We start from the raw sequence: 17,315 nt of genomic DNA, 5'->3' as shown, positions 1-17,315 counted from the left end.
CGCAGAGCACCCGCTGCGAGATGGAAACCGATCGGTTTCCTCACGTCGACCACAGTAAACCGATCGGTTTCCATGGGCAAGCCCGCGAGCCCACCCACAGCCGGACCGACGACCGGAGCGCGCGATGATGTACGCCATGAGCGACCCGCACGTGGAACTGGCCACCTTCCCCACCCCCGTCGAACCGGCGCCCCGACTGGCCACCGCGATCGGGCTCGGCCCGGACGACCTGTGGATCAAGCGCGACGACCTGACCGGCCTCGGAGGCGGCGGCAACAAGATCCGCAAACTGGAGTGGACCGTGGGCGCGGCGCTCGCCGAGGGCGCGGACACCCTGGTGACCACAGGCGCCCCGCAGAGCAACCACGCCCGTCTGACCGCGGCCGCCGGAGCCCGGCTGGGCCTGGACGTGGTGCTGGTGCTGCGCGGATCACCGGGTGTGTCGCGCTCGGGGAACCTCACCCTCGACGGACTCTTCGGCGCCCTGATCGCGTGGGCGGGCGAGGTGGACCAGGCCGGACTGGACCGGGCGGCGGCCGAGGTGTCCGGGCAGCTACGCAAGGCAGGGGCCAAGCCCGCGCTGATCCCGTTCGGCGGTTCCAGCGCGCTCGGCGCACGCGGCTACGTCCGCTGCGGCGAGGAGTTGCGCCGACAACTGCCCGATCTGCGTACCGCTGTCGTCGCGCTCGGTTCGGGCGGCACGATGGCGGGGCTGGTGGTATCGCTCGGGGCGGAGGCGGTACTCGGGGTGGACGTCGGTGCGTTGCCCGAACCGACCTCCGCCGTAAGCGAGTTCGCGGGCCTGACCGCACCGGAGGGACTACGGGTACGACGGGACCAGATCGGCAGCGGCTACGCCACGCTCACCGCAGCCACCGCCGAAGCCCTCACCCTCGCCGCGCGCACCGCAGGGCTGGTCCTCGACCCGACGTACACCGGGCGGGCGATGGCAGGTCTGATCGCAGCCGTCCGGGACGGTGACGTCAGACCGGGCGAGCGGACCGTGTTCGTGCACACGGGCGGACTGCCCGGCCTGTTCGGCCACGCGGAGGCTGTCGCGTACGCGGAGACTCAAGTCCTCCGCTACGAGGCATGACGTAGGCGTCCCACCGCGGGGCACCTGTGCGCAGGGCCGCTACGGGGCCTTCGCGTAGTCCGTGGCCATGGCGCCCGCGAAGTCGTACACGATCACCTGTTCGTCGCCGACGACCCACGCGTCGTGTCCGGGCGAGCACACGAAGACGTCGCCGGGGCCCACTTCGGACTCGCCGCCGTCGTCCATGAGGAGGTGCATCCGTCCCTGGACCACGTAACCGTTGTGGTGGATCTGGCAACTCTTGGTTCCCGCGATCGGAGCCACGGACTCCGACCAGCGCCAGCCCGGCTCAAAGGTGCCCACGGCGAAGTCGAGTCCGCTGAGGTGGACGGCTTCGAGGTGGCCGCGGGGGAAGTCACGCCGCTCGTCCGGCTTGTCGACCGTCTTTACTTCCAGCATGACGACTGCCTCCATTCCGGCCGTGCACAGCACGGCCGGGGCCGGTCTCCGTCTCCCGGCAGCCATGAACGGCACCGGCGCTCCGGCGAGGGCCGCGCCCCACCACTCCATCGTCTGCCTGTCCACCCGGGAGCGCCATTCGGGGGAACCGCCAGGTGCGGGCCGTCCCGTGCGCTCGCGCTCCCGCAGCACGCCAACGCCGAGACCCGCACGCCGACTTGGGCACGGTCAGGACGAGCCGCTGGCACACAACCGGGCGAACCGCTCGCTGTCGATGTTGCCGCCCGAGACGATCATCCCCACCCGGCCGGAAAGCCGGCCCGCGCGCCCGGCGAGGAGCGCGGCCAGCGGGGTGGCACCGCTGGGTTCGACGACGATCTTCAGCCGCTCGAAGGCGAACCGCATCGCGTCCTTGATCTCCTCGTCGCCGACCAGCGCGATCTCGTCGACCAGCCGTCGGTTCACGGAGAAGGTCAACTCACCGGGTGTGTCGGCTGCCTGCCCGTCCGCGATGGTGCGCGGCACCGGGATGGACACGCGCCGACCCGCCTCCAGGGACCGCTTGGTGTCGTCCCCGGCCTCCGGTTCGACGCCGATCACGCGGGTGCCCGGGTGCAGCCCCTTGACGGCGGTGGCCGTCCCGGCGATCAGCCCGCCGCCGCCCACGGGCACCAGCACGGAGTCCAACTCCCCTACTTCCTCGACGAGTTCGAGTGCCGCCGTGCCCTGCCCCGCCATGACGTGCGGGTGCTCGTAGGGCGGGATGAGGGCGAGCCCCCGCTCGGCGGCGAGGGCCTCCCCGATGGCCACCCGGTCGCTGCCGTAACGGTCGTAGGTGACGACCTCGGCGCCGTATCCCTCGGTGGCGGCGCGCTTCGAGGCCGGGACGTCCTCGGGCATGAGGATCACCGCGGTGGTGCCGAGTTCCCGGGCGGCGAGGGCGACGGCCTGGGCGTGGTTGCCGGACGAGTAGGCGGCGATGCCCCGGGCCAGCTCCTCGGGAGTCAGCCGGGAGGCCGCGTTGTATGCGCCGCGGAACTTGAAGGCGCCGATCCGCTGGAAGTTCTCGCACTTCAGGAACACTTCGGCGCCGACGAGCGCGTCGAGGGTGCGCGAGCGCAGCACCGGTGTGCGGTGGGCGACGCCCTTGATCCGCGCGGCGGCGTCACGGACGTCGTCGAGGGTGATGGGCGGGGTGGTGGTCGTCACGCGGCTCCTCCATCGGAAGCGGAGTCAGAAGGGGCGGGGGTGCCGGTCACGGCCCGCGCCTGGGAGAGATAGCTGTAGGCGGAGGCCCGGGAGATACCCAGCCGGGCGGCGACCTGCTCGACGGCCCGACGCACGGCGAACACCCCGTGCTCGTCGAGGCTGCGGAACAGCTCCAGCCGCTGGGTACGGTCGAGTTGGACCCAGGTCCTGCTCTGCCGGAGCTGGTGGGCGTCGACGATGGCCTCGACGACGGAGTCGATGTCGTTGCCGAAGGTGGTGGTGGCCGCCGCCCCGGCCGCGCCGCCACAAGCGGCTCCGCCGATGCTGCCGATCCCGGCCAGCACGGCCTGCGCCTGCTGTACGGCGGTGACGTCGACGTTGACGCACAGCGCGCCGAACACCGCGCCCGTGGAGTCCCGCAGCACGATCGTGGACGACTTGAGCAGTTGACCGCCCTTGGTCCGGGTGAGGTAGTTCAGCTCGTCGACGGCCTCGTCCCCGCGGGCCAGCATCCGCAGCCCGATCTCACTCATCGCCCCGCCCACCGACCGTCCGGTCACGGCTCCGGCGACGACGACCACCGACTGCTCCGGACGCCGGTAGTCGTGCAGCACCACTTCACAGACGGGTCCGAACGTTGCCGCGATGCCATCGACGACGGGCGCCAATGCGGCGACGATCGCGTCCCGTTCCGCGTTCAGGGGCGGGGGGTTGTCCGGCATCGCCATCTCTTCTCCCGCCCTTTGGTCTGCTCGGACTGTGTGTCCAATCACTATACTCACAGTCCAGCACTCGCCCATGGTGGACTGGCGGGCTGGCTGGTCCGTGGTCAGTGATCCGACAGTCCCTCGCACGGTCGCGCGGGGTTGGACGGCCCGGCGCACTCCGTCCATTCCGCCCGAGTTGGGGGGGCGGACCGGGAGTGCTGTCCAGTGTCGTCACGCGCCGGCCCATGTTCGTCGCTCGTCGCGCCCCTCAACGCCCAGGCCTCTGCTCACGCGGGAGAGCCCGGACGCATGCCCGGCTGAGGCGGTACCAAGGCCCGGCGCCTGTACCCCGTCACGGAAACAGCGGGCACTGTCAGTGGTGGGTGGCAGCATCGGGCGTATGACGGATTCCACGGCATTCGACTGGCGGCCCTTCCTGCTCAGGTGGAGTGGGGAGTGGGCGGATTCCCTGGCGGACGGTGAGACGCGCGGCGAGGACGACGAGGCCGCGCGGCAGGCGCGCTGGCTGGGGTTCCCGTCCGCGTCGGAGGAGCGGATCGCAGCCATGGAGGAGCGCCTCGGCCGACGGATGCCCCCGTCGTACCGGGAGTTCCTCAAGGTCAGCGACGGGTGGCGGCACGCGGGCGGGTTCGTGTGGCTGCTGGCGGGGACCGAGAACGCGCACTGGCACAACAACGAGTCAGGACTCGCCGACATGTTCGAGGAGGACCTCGACGAGGACGCCGGGCTCGAGGAGCGGCGGGCGGGTGACATCTGGCGGCGCGGGCTGCAGCTCGACATCGAGTCCGACATCACGCACGTCCTCTTGGATCCCGAGGACGTGGACGAGAACGGTGAGTGGGCCGTGTACACGTGGGCGAGCTGGCGGGCCGAGCCGCCCGAACGGCACGCGAACTTCCCTGCGTTCATGCGGGACATGTACCGGGAGTTCCACAGTCTGGGGGCGCGCCGGGGCGACGGGGAGCCGGCGTTCGCCAACGACACGACGCGAAAGCTGGACGCTCTGGTGGAGGAGGCCCGGCTGGAGGCGCTACGCGGCGGTTGGGAACAGGCCGCGAAGACGCTGGACGAGGCCAAGGGGTACGGCAGAGCGCGGGCCGCCGGGCTGGGGGACCAGATACGCCGACTGCTCGGGCAGACCTACATGGTGTACTTCGACGGACTCGTGACGGACCCGCGGTACGCGCCCGAGCTGCTGCCACCGCTGGTCGCCGAGCACGCGGCGCACTCGTACCGGGACGACTCCACACTGAGGTTCCACCAGCGGGGCGCCGACGACGACCTGGTGTCACTGGCTCACTCGATGCTGGATCAGGTGAGGAACGGCACGTACCGGTACACGGCGGCCGGACCGTACGGCGAAGCGGTCGAGCGGGCCCGGGAGTTGGCGCGGTGGGGCGACACCGACGGGGCATGGCGGACGCTGAGGGACGCTCTTCCGCTGTGGGAGCCATTGGGACCGGACCATCTGGCGCCGCTGGGGTGGGTGGCCGACCCCTTGCTCGGGCCGCTGCTGACCCCGGAGCGGGGCCGCGAGCTGCTGTCCACGCCGAGGGGCGGGCAGGCCGGCGAGGCGCCAAGGCCGACGGCCGGGCTCGACCCGGACAACCTGTCGTGGCTCGCGGAACCGGACCCGGGCAACAACCGCACGTCCTACCGGTTCGTCCTGGTGGAAGGTACGGAGCCGGAAGAGTTGCCCCGACGCCTCACGGACGGTGACAGGGACGGGGACGCGGACAGGAACGGCGCCGGCATCGCGCTGAACGAACCCCAGACCCTCTGGGAGGCGCGCCACAGATCGACGCGCAACCAGCGGGAGTTCTCGTCCTACGACGACAGGGCTCTCATGGCAGTCGGCCGGGCCGGGACCGGCTGGAGCTTCGCCTTCGACGGCGCTCCCGCACAGTTCGACCGCCGGCGGTTCGTCTCCCCGGCCTCGACCGCCAGCGCGGGCACCCGCGCGGTGGTGGTGTGGAGCGGCTTGAGGACACGGCACGGGACACCGTTCTTCCACCTCTCGGTGGCACGAGACGGTGCCGAGGAATACGCGTTCACGTACGCGGACGGAGAGATCCACCAGAGCGGTGAAATACCGCAGACGCTGGATCCGAGCCGGTTCTTCGGCGGCCCGGAGGACAGGACCGAAGCAGAACAGTCGCTGCTGGAAACGGTGGCCGGGGAGTTCGGTGCGTCCCTACCACGTCATGCCATCTCGAACGGGCGGCTGCACACCTTCACCACCCGCTCATGGACTCGACCGCCAAGGAACGGCGAGACGTACGCGGTGATCCGCATTCACCAGGCAGCCACACACCCGGCGGACGGCCCGTGAGCAGGACCCGAGACCAGGAGTTCGCGGGAACACCGCGTCACGTTCCCATGACCACCATCACGACCAGGACGACCACGAGCAGGACGACGTAACCGAGCTGCCCTGGGCCGGCGGGGCGGTGGGGGCGAGGGCATAGACGAGGCTGCCGGCCACCGCGACCGGGACGCTGAGGGGGTTGGCCATAGCGGTCGCCTCGGCCATGGGGAGGCCCCTTCGTCGTAGCAGGGGAACCGTCATGACGCTGCCTCCCACTCCGAGGCCGGCGGCCACCAGGCCGATGCCCACGTACGTTGCGCATCACCGAACAACCCGTATTGATCACCTTGTGAAAGGCTGTGCCCGGTCGTCGGCGGCGGCATCCGCGAGCATCGCTTCTCACGGATGCCGCTTTCGGGAACATGTGAACCAGACTTCGCAGCCGTGGGTTGGCAGGCGGCTCTGTCACACCTGCGCGTCAGGTAATGGTGAATACCTGTGCGGCGGTGTCGGTCACGCAGTGATAAAGCTGGATCTTCGCGTCGGGCGACGTGGATCCGTTCTGCACGTCCAGGCACCGGTTCCCACCGCTGATGTGGGAAATGATCTGGTGCGGGACGGTCGTGGGGAGCGAACCGGCGACGCCCCACCGCTCGTCACTGATGGTCGTACAGTCGATGGTCTGAACCTGAGCGCCATCGGAATTGGCAATGGCCCGCAGGCAGTTGAACGTCTGAACGTTCACGATGTGGTAGTCGCCGCCGCCGAGTGCATCGAAGAACCACAGCTGGGCGGGGTTGGACCGATCGCACGACTCCTGTTCGACCTGGATGTCGGCGCCGTTGTCGGTGTGGTCGGTCTGGACACAAAGACCGCTTCCATAATTCTTGATCTGGAACGGGCCGGTCGCAGCCTGCGCAGGTGCGGCGAACGACAGGGAAGCGAACACTGTCGTGACCACTGCGGCAAGCAGCAACGCGGCTCTGTGCCGGGCTAGTTTGAACATTTGCACACACCTCGCGGTTCGATGATTCGCGATACCCCCGTGGCCGCCCATGAAATCGGCCTCAGCCGGTCCGTCGATGACCTGCTCCGGGCTTCCTGCGGCCAGCGTGCTTCTCCAGAATCCGGCTGTCGCGCCCTGTTCCGTTCAGCGGAACGGCACACAGCAGCACGTCCATGAAGACCGTGAAGAGGGCGCGACCGTCGCAGGCACGGACGTGAACGCCGCCGGCGCCGCCGAGACAGTGGCGCCGGTCCGCGCCGCCGGGGCGTCATGGACAGCACCCATCCGCTCGACCTCGCCGACGAGAGGGGGTCGCGGAGTGGATCGACGAGGCCGCCTACCGCCACGGCGGCATCGACATCGTCTACAACAACGCGGGCACGACGCGGTTCTCACCGGTCGCCGAAACGTCCTACGCGGACTGGTCGTTCACCGACCGCAACGAACTCGACATCGTCTTCCTCGTCACCAAGCACGCATGGCCGCACCTGGTGGCCCGCGGCGGCGGCAGCATCCTGCTCGTCGGCTCCACCGCCGGTCTGACCGGCTCCCTCACCAACACCCGCATCGCGCACACCGCCACCAAGGGCGGCGTCGTCGCGATGACCAGGCAACTGGCCGCCGAGGGCGACATGCTCGCCCCCGACCATCCGATGCGCACCATCGCCCGGGCCAACCCCATGGGCCGTGTAGGCGCACCCGAGGAGGTCGCCCGGTGCGCCCTGTTCCTCGTCTCCGCCGAGGCGTCCTACGTCACGGGCGCCATCCTCGTGGTGGACGGCGACTGATCCGCCTTACTGCCCGGGGCCTCCTGAAGCCCAGCTCCGCGAGCCGATGTCGTCACGACAGGTACGTCCGCCTACTTCAGGCCACCGGTCACCAGGTCGATACGCCAGTACCGCTGCAAGGACAGGAAGAGGGCGATGACCGGGACGACGGACAGCAGTGTGCCGGTGATCACCAGCGAGTACAGGGACGCCTCGTTGGCGCCGTGGCGCAGCAGGCTGTACAGGCCGACCGTCAGCGGGAACTTGTTGTCGTTCGTCACCATGACGAAGGGCAGCAGGAAGTTGTTCCAGATGACGATGAACTGGAGGAGGAAGACGGTGATCAGTCCGGGTGCCATCAGCCGCAGCCCGATCGCGGAGAACATCCGCCACTCGCTCGCCCCGTCCATCCGCCCGGCGTCGAGCAGTGAGTCGGGTACGGAGGCGGTCGCGTAGATCCGGCACAGGTATATGCCGTAGGGGTTGAAGAGCTGGGGCAGGATCACCGCCGCGTAGCTGTCGGTGATACCGACCCGAGCGAGCAGCAGGTACTGCGGCACGGCCAGCACGACCTGCGGCAGCAGGACGCCCGCCAGGATGGTGTTGAAGAGCAGGGTGCGGCCCCGGAATTGGTACTTGGCGATGGCGTAGCCGGTCGCGGCGGAGACGGCGGTGGCCACGAACCCGCCGACCCCCGCGTACAGGAAGCTGTTGAGCATCCAGTGCCAGAACACGCCCGAGTCGTACGAGGAGAGGTCGGCGACGTTGTCCACCAGCCCCGAGCCGAACGACGGCAGATAGGTCGCGGTGGAGAACAACTCGCTGCGCGACTTCGTGGACGCGATCAGGATCCACAGCGTCGGCACCAGGCAGTAGACGGCTCCGAGCAGCAGTACGACGGTGGGCAGCAGGGCTATCCGTCTGCGGCGGGGGCCTTCGGACCGGGCGACGGTCACCGGGGACAGCACGGGACGGGCGGGCGAGTCGATGGTCATCGTCCCTCCTTGCCGGCGGCTCCGGCGGCGCCCCACCAGGTCTGCGCGAGGCGTCCGACGACCACCGAGACGGCGAGGATCCCGGCCGCGAAGACGACCGAGGTGGCAGCCGCGAGGTGGATGTCGGAGTCGACGAAAGCGTCGGTGTAGATCTTCATCAGGGGAACCCAGGTCAGGGAGATGGCGTTCGACAGCGGCTGCAGAGTGTTGGGCTCGTTGAACAGTTGCAGGGCGGCGAGCACGGTGAACAGGGTGCACATGGCGATGGCGGGACGGATCAGGGCGACCTTCACCCGCAGCGCTATCTGGAGTTCCGAGGCTCCATCGATCCTCGCCGCCTCGTAGATCTCCGGCGGCAGCGCGCGCAGGGACGTGTACATCACCACCATGTTGAAGCCCACCGCGCCCCACACCGCGATGTTGGCGACCGAGACGTAGACCATCGAGCTGCCGAAGAAGTCGAGGTGCTGTCCGCCGATGGGGCTGGTCGCGGGCAGGTAGAGGAAGCCCCACAGGAGGGTGGCGATGACGCCGGGTACCGCGTACGGCAGGAAGATGGCCAGCCGTGCGAACCGGGTGAGCCGGGCTCGCGCCGTGTCCAGGAGGAGCGCGAACAACAGGGCGAGGAGCACGGTCGCCGGTACGGTGATCGCGCCGACCAGGAGCATCCGGAGCAGGCTGTGCCACAGCTCGGTGTCGTGGATGACGGTGGAGTAGTTGTCCAGACCCGCGAAGACCGTTCTGCTGCCTGTTCCCAGCAGGCCCCCGCTGACCTTGCGCTGCTGGAAGCTGAGGAACAGCGCGTAGCCCCCGGGGGCGGCCACGAACAGCAGGAGGAGCAGGATCGCGGGCAGGACCAGCAGATAGGGCAGACGGCTGTGGCCCGCCCGGCGGCCCCGCCGCGAAATGCTTGTCGCCATCGACGTCGTCCCCATCGGATGAATGGCTGGTGCCAGTGACTGGTTGTCTCGGTGGTTGCTTCGATGGTTGTTTCGGTGGTTGTGCCGGCGGAGCCGGCCCGGCCGCCCGGCGCGGGGGTCAGGAGCCCGCGGCCGGGCGGCCGGGTCGCCCGGGCTAGTTCAGGGTGAACCCGAGCTTCTTCATGCCGGCCGTGGTGTTGTTCTGCATGGTGTCCAGCGCCCCGGTGAACGAGCTCCCGGACTGCAGCGCCGCGCCGAAACTGTCCCGGTACGCGGAGAAGGTCACTGTGACATTCGGGCCCCACATCGAGAAGCTGCGGGCGCCGGGTGCGACCTTCTTCACCTCGGCGTAGAAGTCCGGCTGGTTCGGGAAGAAGGCGGGCGGCTGGTCGAGGATCTGCAGGGCGCGCCCCGAGGTCGAGGCCGGGTAGATGTTGATGTTCTTGACCTGGGCGGTGACCGCCTTGTCGTCGGTGTTGAGCCAGTTCGCGAACTCGGCCGCCTCGGCAGGGTGCTTCGAGTCGGTGGTGACCGTGATGGCCGAGCCGCCCCAGATGCCGGTGGTGGTGTCGCCCGCCGTCCAGGCCGGGAGCGGCGCGGCGGTCCACTTCCCCTTGGTCGACGGGGCGATGCCGCCGATCTGCGCCGGGGCCCAGGCTCCGGAGATCCAGGTGAGGAGGGTGCCGTTGTTCATCTCCTTGTTCCACTGCGGGGAGAAGGAGGGGTTCTTCTTCACCAGCCCCTTGTCGACCAGTCCCTGCCAGTAGTCGGCGACCTTGTCACTGGCCGTGCCGTTGATGTCCACGTGCCAGGAGTCGCCCTTCGTGGTCCACCAGTCCGCACCCGCCTGCTGGGCGAGGCCGGTGAACCAGCCGGGGTCGGCGGCGTCGAAGTTGGTCATCGAGGCGTCGGGGGCCTTGCTGTGCAACTCCGCGGCCACCTGCGCGTACTCCTGCCAGGTGGTGGGCACCTTCAGGCCGTACTTCTTGAACAGGTCGGCCCGGTAGAACATCATCAGCGGGGCGAAGTCCTGCGGGATGCCGTAGACCTTGCCCTGGAAGCGGGTCTGGGCCAGCGTCGCCTCGTCGAAGTCCGTGACCGCCTTCTTCGTCTCGGCGGTGATGTCGCGGACCACGCCGTTCGCCACCAGGCCGGGCAGCGACTGGTACTCGACCTTCGCGATGTCGGGGGCGGTCTTCGCCTGGTGCGCGGTGATCATCTTGCTGACGAGCTGGTCACCGCCGGCCGGGTTGCTGAGGGCGACCTGGATGTCGGGGTGCGTCGAGTTCCACAGGGCGACGACCTTGTCCATGCCCGGGTCCCAGGCCCACATGGTCAGGCGGACCTTGCCGCCGGTCGGCGCCGATCCGCTGCCGGAGCCCCCGCCGCCTCCCCCGCAGGCGGCGAGAACCAGTGTTGCGGCCAGTGTGGCGCCTGCGACTGCGGCGAATCTGGTCTTCATTGGCCAGTGCTCACTTTCGTGTCAGAAGAGGGCCTGCCGCGGTCGTCCCGCCTGTGAGGCCGTCGCCCGGTGGTCCCCCTTGGGACCTGAACCCATGGCCGACCGGCAGTCGACCTGCTCCGACTTTGACTTCGACTTAAGCTAAGTCGCGGCAGAGGTGGGGTCAATATGGTCGACGTACCGATTTACGACGGGTCCATTTCTTTGGACATGTCGATTTCTTCATGAGGGGAAGTCCGCACCGGACAGCGGACGCAGGGGTCGGCTCGCACAACAGGGCTGCCTGACCTCCTGCACCGCACCTCGGACTCGGTGACATCGAGGACGGCCCGGATACGGCCGGTGCGCAGTTCCGCGGCCAGGGCGTCCCGGTTCGCGAGCGCGCCGCGTGCCGTGTCGAGCAGCGTGGCGCCGGCAGGCATCCGGGCCGACAGGCTGGCATCCACCATCGCGCGCGTCACTTCGGCCGATGGGCGTACAGCGAGACCAGGTCGCCGACGGCGAACAACTCCGCGAACCCGGCCGGCCGGGCGCCGAGCGCCGCCGTCTCGTCGGCGGTGAGAGCTGATCGCCGAGGAGCACCTCCAGGTCGAACGGCTGCGGCAGTTCCAGCACCTGGCGCCCTATCCTCGACGTATCGGCCATGTCAACCGTAGGGCGATAGTCGCCGAAGACCGGGTCCCGGCGGACCAAGTCCGGATCGGCGCGGCGCCGCCGGTACTCACGGGCCGCCGTCAGCGCGCCCTTGTCGGCCGACGCCGGCGTGTACTCCGCGACCGGGATCGCGTTGCCCCAAGTCGCCGAGCCGGTCCGGCCACGACGCCCCGCTCGAAGACGGCCCGCCAGGTGCTCCTTGGCCGTGCCCGCCGCGTTCCGCCCCGGCACGCAGCCGCGGCGTCCGGGCCGGCACACCCACCCTCGGACAGCCCCAGCCGGTCAGCAGGATGTCGGCCCCTGCGAGCGCGGCACGCACGCGTGCCGCGGCGGAACTCCCTCAGCCGCGGCCCCGGCTCGATCTCGCGACGTGCCTCCAGGCCGACTGGTTCACCGGGCCGCCCAGAGCAGTCCGCGTGTGGTGAGCGCCCTTACGGTGGGCTCGCGCAGGTCGTCCGGCCGGTGCCCCAACGCGGAGAAGAAGACGCGCCCCCGCCCCCACTGTCTGGTCCATACGACGGGCATATCGACCGGCCGCTCGCCCTGCCCCGCAGCGTCCGGAGCGACGGTGGTGGACGCCAGTACCGTGCTGAACGCGTCGGTCAGCATCCAGTACTGCTCGGTCATCACCGACGTGTCGGGCAGTCCGGCGACGATCGGGTGCTCCCGGTGTTCCGGCTCGATCCGGACCCGGTACTCCAGGAACTCCTCCGGGTGGTGCAGGAACAGTCCGCCGACCATGCGCAGGTACGCGGGTGTGTCCTGGAACGTCGCTACAACGCCACCGTGCCAACCCGCGAAGCCGGTGCCCGCCTCGACGGCCGAGACGAGCCCCGCGCCCTGCTCCGCGGTCAGCCGGCCCTCGGACCAGCACTGCACGACGAGATCGGTCCGTGCCATGAGGTCCGCGTCGGCGTAGGCCTCCAGGTCCTCCCGGACCGTGACCGCGAAACCGGCGTCGGCCAGCGCCGGCAGGAACAGGTCGGTGCACTCCCGTGGGGAGTGGCCCTCCCAGCCGCCGCGGACCACCAGCGCCGTACGTTCCGCGGCCATCAACGGGTCGCGGGGTCGGCGGTCCACGACGGCAGGGTGAGCGGTGTGCGTTGGAGACCGATCCACTGCCGTTTCGTGAAGCCCGCCATCTGGTCGTCCGCACCATGCCGCGCGTGGGCGTCGTTGACGTGCACCTCGCCGGCGTCCAGCCGCTCGGCCACCGACAGGCCCCGTATGAGGTCGGCGGAGAACACCGAGTTCATCAGCATGGGGAGCCCGTTGGTCACGGCCACCGCCTCCTCCTGGTCGTCCACCACGGTGACCGGGAGGACCGGGCCGAAGATCTCCTCGGTGAAGGCGGGCATCTCGGGCGTCACCTTGGCCAGCACGGTGGGCCGGTAGAACAGCCCCTCGGAGCCGTCGAACGTGCCGCCGGTGAGCACCTCCGCGCCCATCTCCACCGATGCCGTCACGAGGGCGTGCACCCGGTCGCGCTGGCAGGTGCTGATCAGGGGGCCCAGATCCGCCGTACCGCTCATCGGGTCGCCGACCCGCAGGGCGGCGGCGCGGCGGGTGAGGGCGTCGAGGTACTGGTCCGCCACCGCGCGGGTGACGATGTGGCGGCTGGCGCTGATGCAGGTCTGCCCCTGGTATTCGAGCGAGGCGACCATCGCGCACGAGGCCGCGCGGTCGATGTCGGCGTCGTCGAGGACCACGAAGGCGTTGCTGCCGCCAAGTTCGAGCCGGACCGGCCGCAGCGTGGCAGCGGCGGAGGCCGCGATGGCGAGGCCGACCTCACGGGAGCCGGTGAAGTCCAGCAGGTTCAGGCCGGTGTGCTCGGCGAGCGCGTGCCCCGCGTCGAGGCCGTCTCCGGTCACCACATTGAACACACCCGGCGGCAGTCCGGCGGCCTGAGCCGCCTCGGCGAGTACCTGGCCGCCGATGATAGGGGTGAGCTCGGCGGGCTTGAGCACGACGGTGTTGCCGAAGGCCAGCGCCGGCGCCACCGCCCGCATGGCCAGGTTGACCGGGTAGTTCCAGGGTGTGATCACACCGATCACCCCGAGCGGTACCGCCCGGGACATGGAGAGCTTGCCCGCCTTGTACGGCGGCAGCAGGTCGCCGGCGTTCTCGCTCGCCTGGATCATGGAGATCTGCAGCTGACGGATTCCGGTGGACACCTCGTCCTCGGCCTTGGCCCGCACCCCGCCGGTCTCGCGCATGCTCTGTTCGACCAGCTCCGCGTGGTGCGCCTGGAAGAACTCGGCCATCCGCCGCAGGCCCGCCGCGCGCTCGGGAGCGCTGAGTGCGGCCCAGCCCGGCTGGGCGGCCCTGGCCGCGGCCACCGCCCGCCCGACGTCCACGGCCCCGCCGAGGGCGTACGTACCGATCACGGCACCCGTGGCCTTCTCCACGACGTCGGCGGTACGCCCTGACGAGGCCGGGCGAAACGTTCCGTCGATGTAGAGCTGTGCCACGGGGAACTGAGACGTCATGAAGACTCCACGGAGGTCAGGGAGACTTTGGCTTTGACTTAAACTAAGAGGCGAACGTCATGGACGTCAACCAGTGCCACCGGGTCCCGCCGCACAGCAGAGTGTTTTGCCGGCGGGTCTACGCCCAAGCCCCAGCGCCGGACCCCGACCCTGGCACGGTCCCGGAGACGGACCTCACCCCGGCCCCGGGCCCGGACACGATCTCCGGACGTCGGCCGCCCGTGGACAGCAGGTGCGCCACCGGCAGGGTGGCCGCTCCCATCGCCACCGCCTCCTGGCCCAGCCGCCCGACCTCGATCCGGGTGCGCCCGCGCAGATACGACAGGGCGTGCCGCTCGGCCGTCTCACGCACGGTGGGCAGCACCACCCCGCCCATCACCGAGCCCGCCCATCCGGAGAGCACCACGAGATCCGGGTGGAGCAGGTTGATCAGGTTGCCGATCCCGATGCCGATGTACTCCCCGATCTTCTCCAGGGTCTCCATGGCCACCGGGTCGGTGGCCGCCCGTGCCGTCAACTCCGCGAGCCGCCCCTCGGTCCCGGAGGCGTGGAACGGCTGGCTGCCCAGGGTGGCCTGGTAACGGTGGAGGATGGCATCGGCTCCGACGTACGCCTCCAGGCAGCCCCGCGAACCGCAGCGACAGGGCAGCCCTCCGGCGTAGATCACCGTGTGCCCCCACTCGATCGTGGCCGGGGCCAGGCCCGTGGTGCCCCCCTCCGTGCCCGACCCGAGGGCCGCGCCCACCCCGACCCCGATGAGCGCGGTGACCACCCGGTCGGCGCCCTGGCCCACGCCGCGCCACATCTCCGCCTGGCCCAGGGTTCGCGCGCAGTTGTCCAGCATGAGCGGTGCGGCGACCCCGGGGGCGAGCATCTCGCCGAGTGCGACACCGGACCAGCCGAGCGTCGGCGCGTGTACCAGCATGCGCCCGGGAATCCGCGGGTCGGGCTGGACCGCGCCGGGCACGCCGACACCGACGCCGAGCAGGTCCGCGGGGTCGACGCCCGCGGCGCGGGTCACGTCGGAGATGCCCTGGAGCACCAGTGCGGCCACCGATTCGGCGTCGAGCCGGGTACTGGCGATGGGGTAGACCTCGGAGGTGATCACCGACAGGGTCCAGTCGAACAGCCCGATCCGGACGTGCGTCTCCCCGATGTCCACGCCGATCACGGAGCCGTAGTCAGGGCGGACCTCCAGCACCGAGCGCGGCCTGCCCCCGTCGGAGTCCTCCGAACCGCCCTCCGCGATCAGGCCCTCGGCGAGGAGTTGGGAGACGACGTTGCTCACCGTCGCGGAGCTGAGGCCGGAGACCCGCGTCAGCTTGTTCCGGCTGGTGGGTCCCTGCACATAGAGAGCGGAGAGGAGGATGGACCGGTTGTGCCGCCGCAAGTCGCTCGTCGTTCGCTTCACCACGGATTTCACAGAACGAAGTCTGCCAGCCCACGGCTCCTCGGATCCCGCCACGTCCGCCTGGCCGCCTCCGCCCCTGCCCCCAACCCCCTCGCGGCCGGCTGAGACACCATCGGGAAAGTCAGCAAAGGTCAGCAAGCGGACTGCCACAACTGCCCCCACGCAGCCACACCCCGGAATCGACGCCTCGCCCAGACCAACCTCCTCAAGCCCCGCACCCCACACGACCCCCCGAACCGCCCAGGCACAGAGACAGGGGTCCACGCACCTCCACCCCAGGCAACCCCATCGCCGCATCCCAGCAGGTCAGCGCGTCCTCCCCGTGGCTTCAACGCCACCAGGGGCAGTTCAGGAGCCGGGAGCGGATCGCCGTCGTACTGTCCGGCACCGGCACTCGTCACAACACCCCACGGTCAATCCGCACATCGCGTGCAGCTGCAGCGCAGCGGATGGACACACACTGAAGGTGGGCGGCCCTCTTCCCATGGGCTCCGCGCAGCAAAAGGCAACGCTGGCAGACCGGGATGTCATTGCCCGGATACACCACTCAACGGACAGGGCAAGCGCCTTCTAAGCGCTTGGCCGCTTGGAGGCTTTCGCACAGCTCGTAGAACGGGGGCGGGTCGGCCACTGGAGCGTGCGCAGCCAGCTGTTCGCCGAGGCGGGGCTCGCCAAGAGGTCGACCTCGGGAGGGCGGGCGACGCTCGCGGAGCAGAGCGTTGGGGTTCAGCCGGCGAGGCGGGAGCGGTCCGTCGTGGTGCGGGGTGCGCTGAGGTGTTCCAGCAGGAGTCCTTCCCGGGTGGACCAGGGGCAGATCTCGACGCGCTTGGCCCCGCAGGCTTCCATGAGGGCTTGGGCGATCAAGGCTCCAGCCAGCGACTGTTCGGCTCGGTGCCGGGAGATGCCCGGCAGCTTGCCACGGCGGGACGGCTTCGCCCCGGCCAACAGGGAGACCGCGGCGCGCAGTTGGGGCAGGGCCAACTGCCGTGCGGCTCGCGGCGACTTGCTCCGGGCCGCGGCGAGCCGGGCGAGCTGTTCGAAGGTTTTGGAGCAGGCCAGCACCCGTACGCCCGGTTCGGCCCGCGGCAGGTCGGGAACGGCTTCCAGGGACCGCTGCAGGTACTTCCGGATCTCGGCCAGGCGGCGTGGGGACGGCGAGGTGTTACCGGGCAGCCAGTCCCGGGTGATCCTGCGGGCGCCCAGCGGCAGCGAGTACACCGTGCGGGGCTGGTCTCCGGTGCCGGAGGCGATCTCCAGGGTGCCGCCGCCGATGTCCAGGACGAGCAGGGGGCCGGCCGCCGGGCCCGCCCACTGGCGGGCGGCCACGTAGGCCAGCCGCGCCTCCTCCTCACCGGTCAGCACACGTAGGCGGGTACCCGTGGTGCGTGCCACGCGCGCGATGATCGCGTCCCGGTTGGGGGCGTCCCGGATGACGGAGGTGGCGAACGCGAACACCTCCGGTCCACGCGGACGTGGATCAGCGGCGACGGCCTCGGCCACTGCCCGCTCGACGCTGTGTACGCCGGCCTGGTCCAGCCGTCCCTTGTGGTCGAGGGTCTCGTGCAGTCTCAGCCGCACCTTGCGGGAGAAGACCGGCTCCAGCGCCGCACCCGGGCGCCGCCGTACGACCGTCAGCAGAGCGCTGTGACACCCGACATCGAGCACACTTGCCTGCCGCACCCCGTTGCCTCCTCTGACCCTGTGCTCGACGGGACCGGCTTCATCTCCCATCCTCCGACAGTCCGGACGACGGCATGAGGGAGGTTCCGGCCCACCGCGTGAGCATAACGTCACCAGCCGTGCACCCTCCGACCCGTTCCCGAACAGCAACCCTGATCGCGGGCGGGGGTCCGGCATGGCGGGGCGGTTGG

General features: G+C 70.1%; 16 protein-coding genes. 3 read left to right on the top strand and 13 right to left on the bottom strand.

Annotated elements, in window-relative coordinates; genetic code table 11:
• Positions 1 to 136: 136 nt before the first annotated feature.
• Complete coding sequence (locus tag AB0I69_RS02480; RefSeq protein ID WP_363093624.1) at positions 137 to 1,096, top strand: pyridoxal-phosphate dependent enzyme; 960 nt, start codon at positions 137 to 139, stop codon at positions 1,094 to 1,096.
• Between the two features lie 39 nt (positions 1,097 to 1,135).
• Here the strand turns inward: AB0I69_RS02480 and AB0I69_RS02475 are convergent, their stop codons facing one another.
• The 3 genes from AB0I69_RS02475 to AB0I69_RS02465 form a co-directional block, all read right to left on the bottom strand.
• The gene (locus AB0I69_RS02475) at positions 1,136 to 1,495 is read right to left on the bottom strand and encodes a cupin domain-containing protein (RefSeq protein ID WP_363094154.1); all 360 of its coding nucleotides are present in this window, start codon (positions 1,493 to 1,495) and stop codon (positions 1,136 to 1,138) included.
• A 228-nt stretch (positions 1,496 to 1,723) separates the two neighbouring features.
• Complete coding sequence (locus tag AB0I69_RS02470) at positions 1,724 to 2,704, bottom strand: pyridoxal-phosphate dependent enzyme (protein WP_363093623.1); 981 nt, start codon at positions 2,702 to 2,704, stop codon at positions 1,724 to 1,726.
• Positions 2,701 to 3,426 carry a PAS domain-containing protein gene (locus AB0I69_RS02465; protein WP_363093622.1) on the bottom strand — a complete coding sequence of 242 codons (726 nt, stop codon included), beginning with the start codon at positions 3,424 to 3,426 and terminating at the stop codon, positions 2,701 to 2,703. Before AB0I69_RS02465 ends, AB0I69_RS02470 begins: the two co-directional genes overlap by 4 nt.
• Before the next feature lie 385 nt (positions 3,427 to 3,811).
• Here AB0I69_RS02465 and AB0I69_RS02460 point away from each other — a divergent pair, with 385 nt between their 5' ends.
• The gene (locus AB0I69_RS02460; RefSeq protein WP_363093621.1) at positions 3,812 to 5,764 is read left to right on the top strand and encodes an SMI1/KNR4 family protein; all 1,953 of its coding nucleotides are present in this window, start codon (positions 3,812 to 3,814) and stop codon (positions 5,762 to 5,764) included.
• A 57-nt stretch (positions 5,765 to 5,821) separates the two neighbouring features.
• Here the strand turns inward: AB0I69_RS02460 and AB0I69_RS02455 are convergent, their stop codons facing one another.
• Together AB0I69_RS02455 and AB0I69_RS02450 are read right to left on the bottom strand one after the other, a co-directional pair.
• Positions 5,822 to 5,965: a hypothetical protein gene (locus tag AB0I69_RS02455; RefSeq protein ID WP_363093620.1), complete on the bottom strand. Its 144-nt coding sequence runs from the start codon at positions 5,963 to 5,965 to the stop codon at positions 5,822 to 5,824.
• 253 nt (positions 5,966 to 6,218) lie between these two features.
• Positions 6,219 to 6,746: an RICIN domain-containing protein gene (locus AB0I69_RS02450; protein ID WP_363093619.1), complete on the bottom strand. Its 528-nt coding sequence runs from the start codon at positions 6,744 to 6,746 to the stop codon at positions 6,219 to 6,221.
• Between the two features lie 323 nt (positions 6,747 to 7,069).
• Here AB0I69_RS02450 and AB0I69_RS02445 point away from each other — a divergent pair, with 323 nt between their 5' ends.
• Positions 7,070 to 7,534, top strand: a complete 465-nt coding sequence (locus AB0I69_RS02445; RefSeq protein WP_363094153.1) for an SDR family oxidoreductase — start codon at positions 7,070 to 7,072, stop codon at positions 7,532 to 7,534.
• Positions 7,535 to 7,605: 71 nt separating this feature from the next.
• On the opposite strand, the gene AB0I69_RS02440 is transcribed toward AB0I69_RS02445, so the two are convergent.
• From AB0I69_RS02440 to AB0I69_RS02405, 8 genes are all read right to left on the bottom strand, one after another.
• The gene (locus AB0I69_RS02440) at positions 7,606 to 8,508 is read right to left on the bottom strand and encodes a carbohydrate ABC transporter permease (protein WP_363093618.1); all 903 of its coding nucleotides are present in this window, start codon (positions 8,506 to 8,508) and stop codon (positions 7,606 to 7,608) included.
• Positions 8,505 to 9,428, bottom strand: a complete 924-nt coding sequence (locus tag AB0I69_RS02435) for a sugar ABC transporter permease (protein ID WP_363093617.1) — start codon at positions 9,426 to 9,428, stop codon at positions 8,505 to 8,507. The genes AB0I69_RS02440 and AB0I69_RS02435 overlap by 4 nt, the downstream gene beginning before the upstream one ends.
• A gap of 154 nt (positions 9,429 to 9,582) precedes the next feature.
• Positions 9,583 to 10,890: a sugar ABC transporter substrate-binding protein gene (locus tag AB0I69_RS02430; RefSeq protein WP_363093616.1), complete on the bottom strand. Its 1,308-nt coding sequence runs from the start codon at positions 10,888 to 10,890 to the stop codon at positions 9,583 to 9,585.
• A 185-nt stretch (positions 10,891 to 11,075) separates the two neighbouring features.
• Positions 11,076 to 11,351: an NAD(P)-dependent oxidoreductase gene (locus AB0I69_RS02425; RefSeq protein ID WP_363093615.1), complete on the bottom strand. Its 276-nt coding sequence runs from the start codon at positions 11,349 to 11,351 to the stop codon at positions 11,076 to 11,078.
• Positions 11,352 to 11,934: 583 nt separating this feature from the next.
• On the bottom strand, positions 11,935 to 12,624 hold the full coding sequence (locus AB0I69_RS02420; RefSeq protein WP_363093613.1) for a ThuA domain-containing protein: 690 nt from the start codon (positions 12,622 to 12,624) through the stop codon (positions 11,935 to 11,937).
• On the bottom strand, positions 12,597 to 14,033 hold the full coding sequence (locus AB0I69_RS02415) for an aldehyde dehydrogenase family protein (RefSeq protein ID WP_363093612.1): 1,437 nt from the start codon (positions 14,031 to 14,033) through the stop codon (positions 12,597 to 12,599). The genes AB0I69_RS02420 and AB0I69_RS02415 overlap by 28 nt, the downstream gene beginning before the upstream one ends.
• Positions 14,034 to 14,151: 118 nt before the next feature.
• Complete coding sequence (locus AB0I69_RS02410; RefSeq protein WP_363093611.1) at positions 14,152 to 15,447, bottom strand: ROK family transcriptional regulator; 1,296 nt, start codon at positions 15,445 to 15,447, stop codon at positions 14,152 to 14,154.
• A gap of 723 nt (positions 15,448 to 16,170) precedes the next feature.
• Positions 16,171 to 17,124 (bottom strand): hypothetical protein, encoded by a 954-nt coding sequence (locus AB0I69_RS02405; RefSeq protein ID WP_363093610.1) that lies wholly within the window; start codon positions 17,122 to 17,124, stop codon positions 16,171 to 16,173.
• Between the last annotated feature and the right edge of the window lie 191 nt (positions 17,125 to 17,315).

Source organism: Streptomyces sp. NPDC050508 (genome assembly GCF_040655155.1).
Lineage (GTDB): Bacteria > Actinomycetota > Actinomycetes > Streptomycetales > Streptomycetaceae > Streptomyces.
This window is presented reverse-complemented; position numbering and strand designations above follow the sequence as displayed.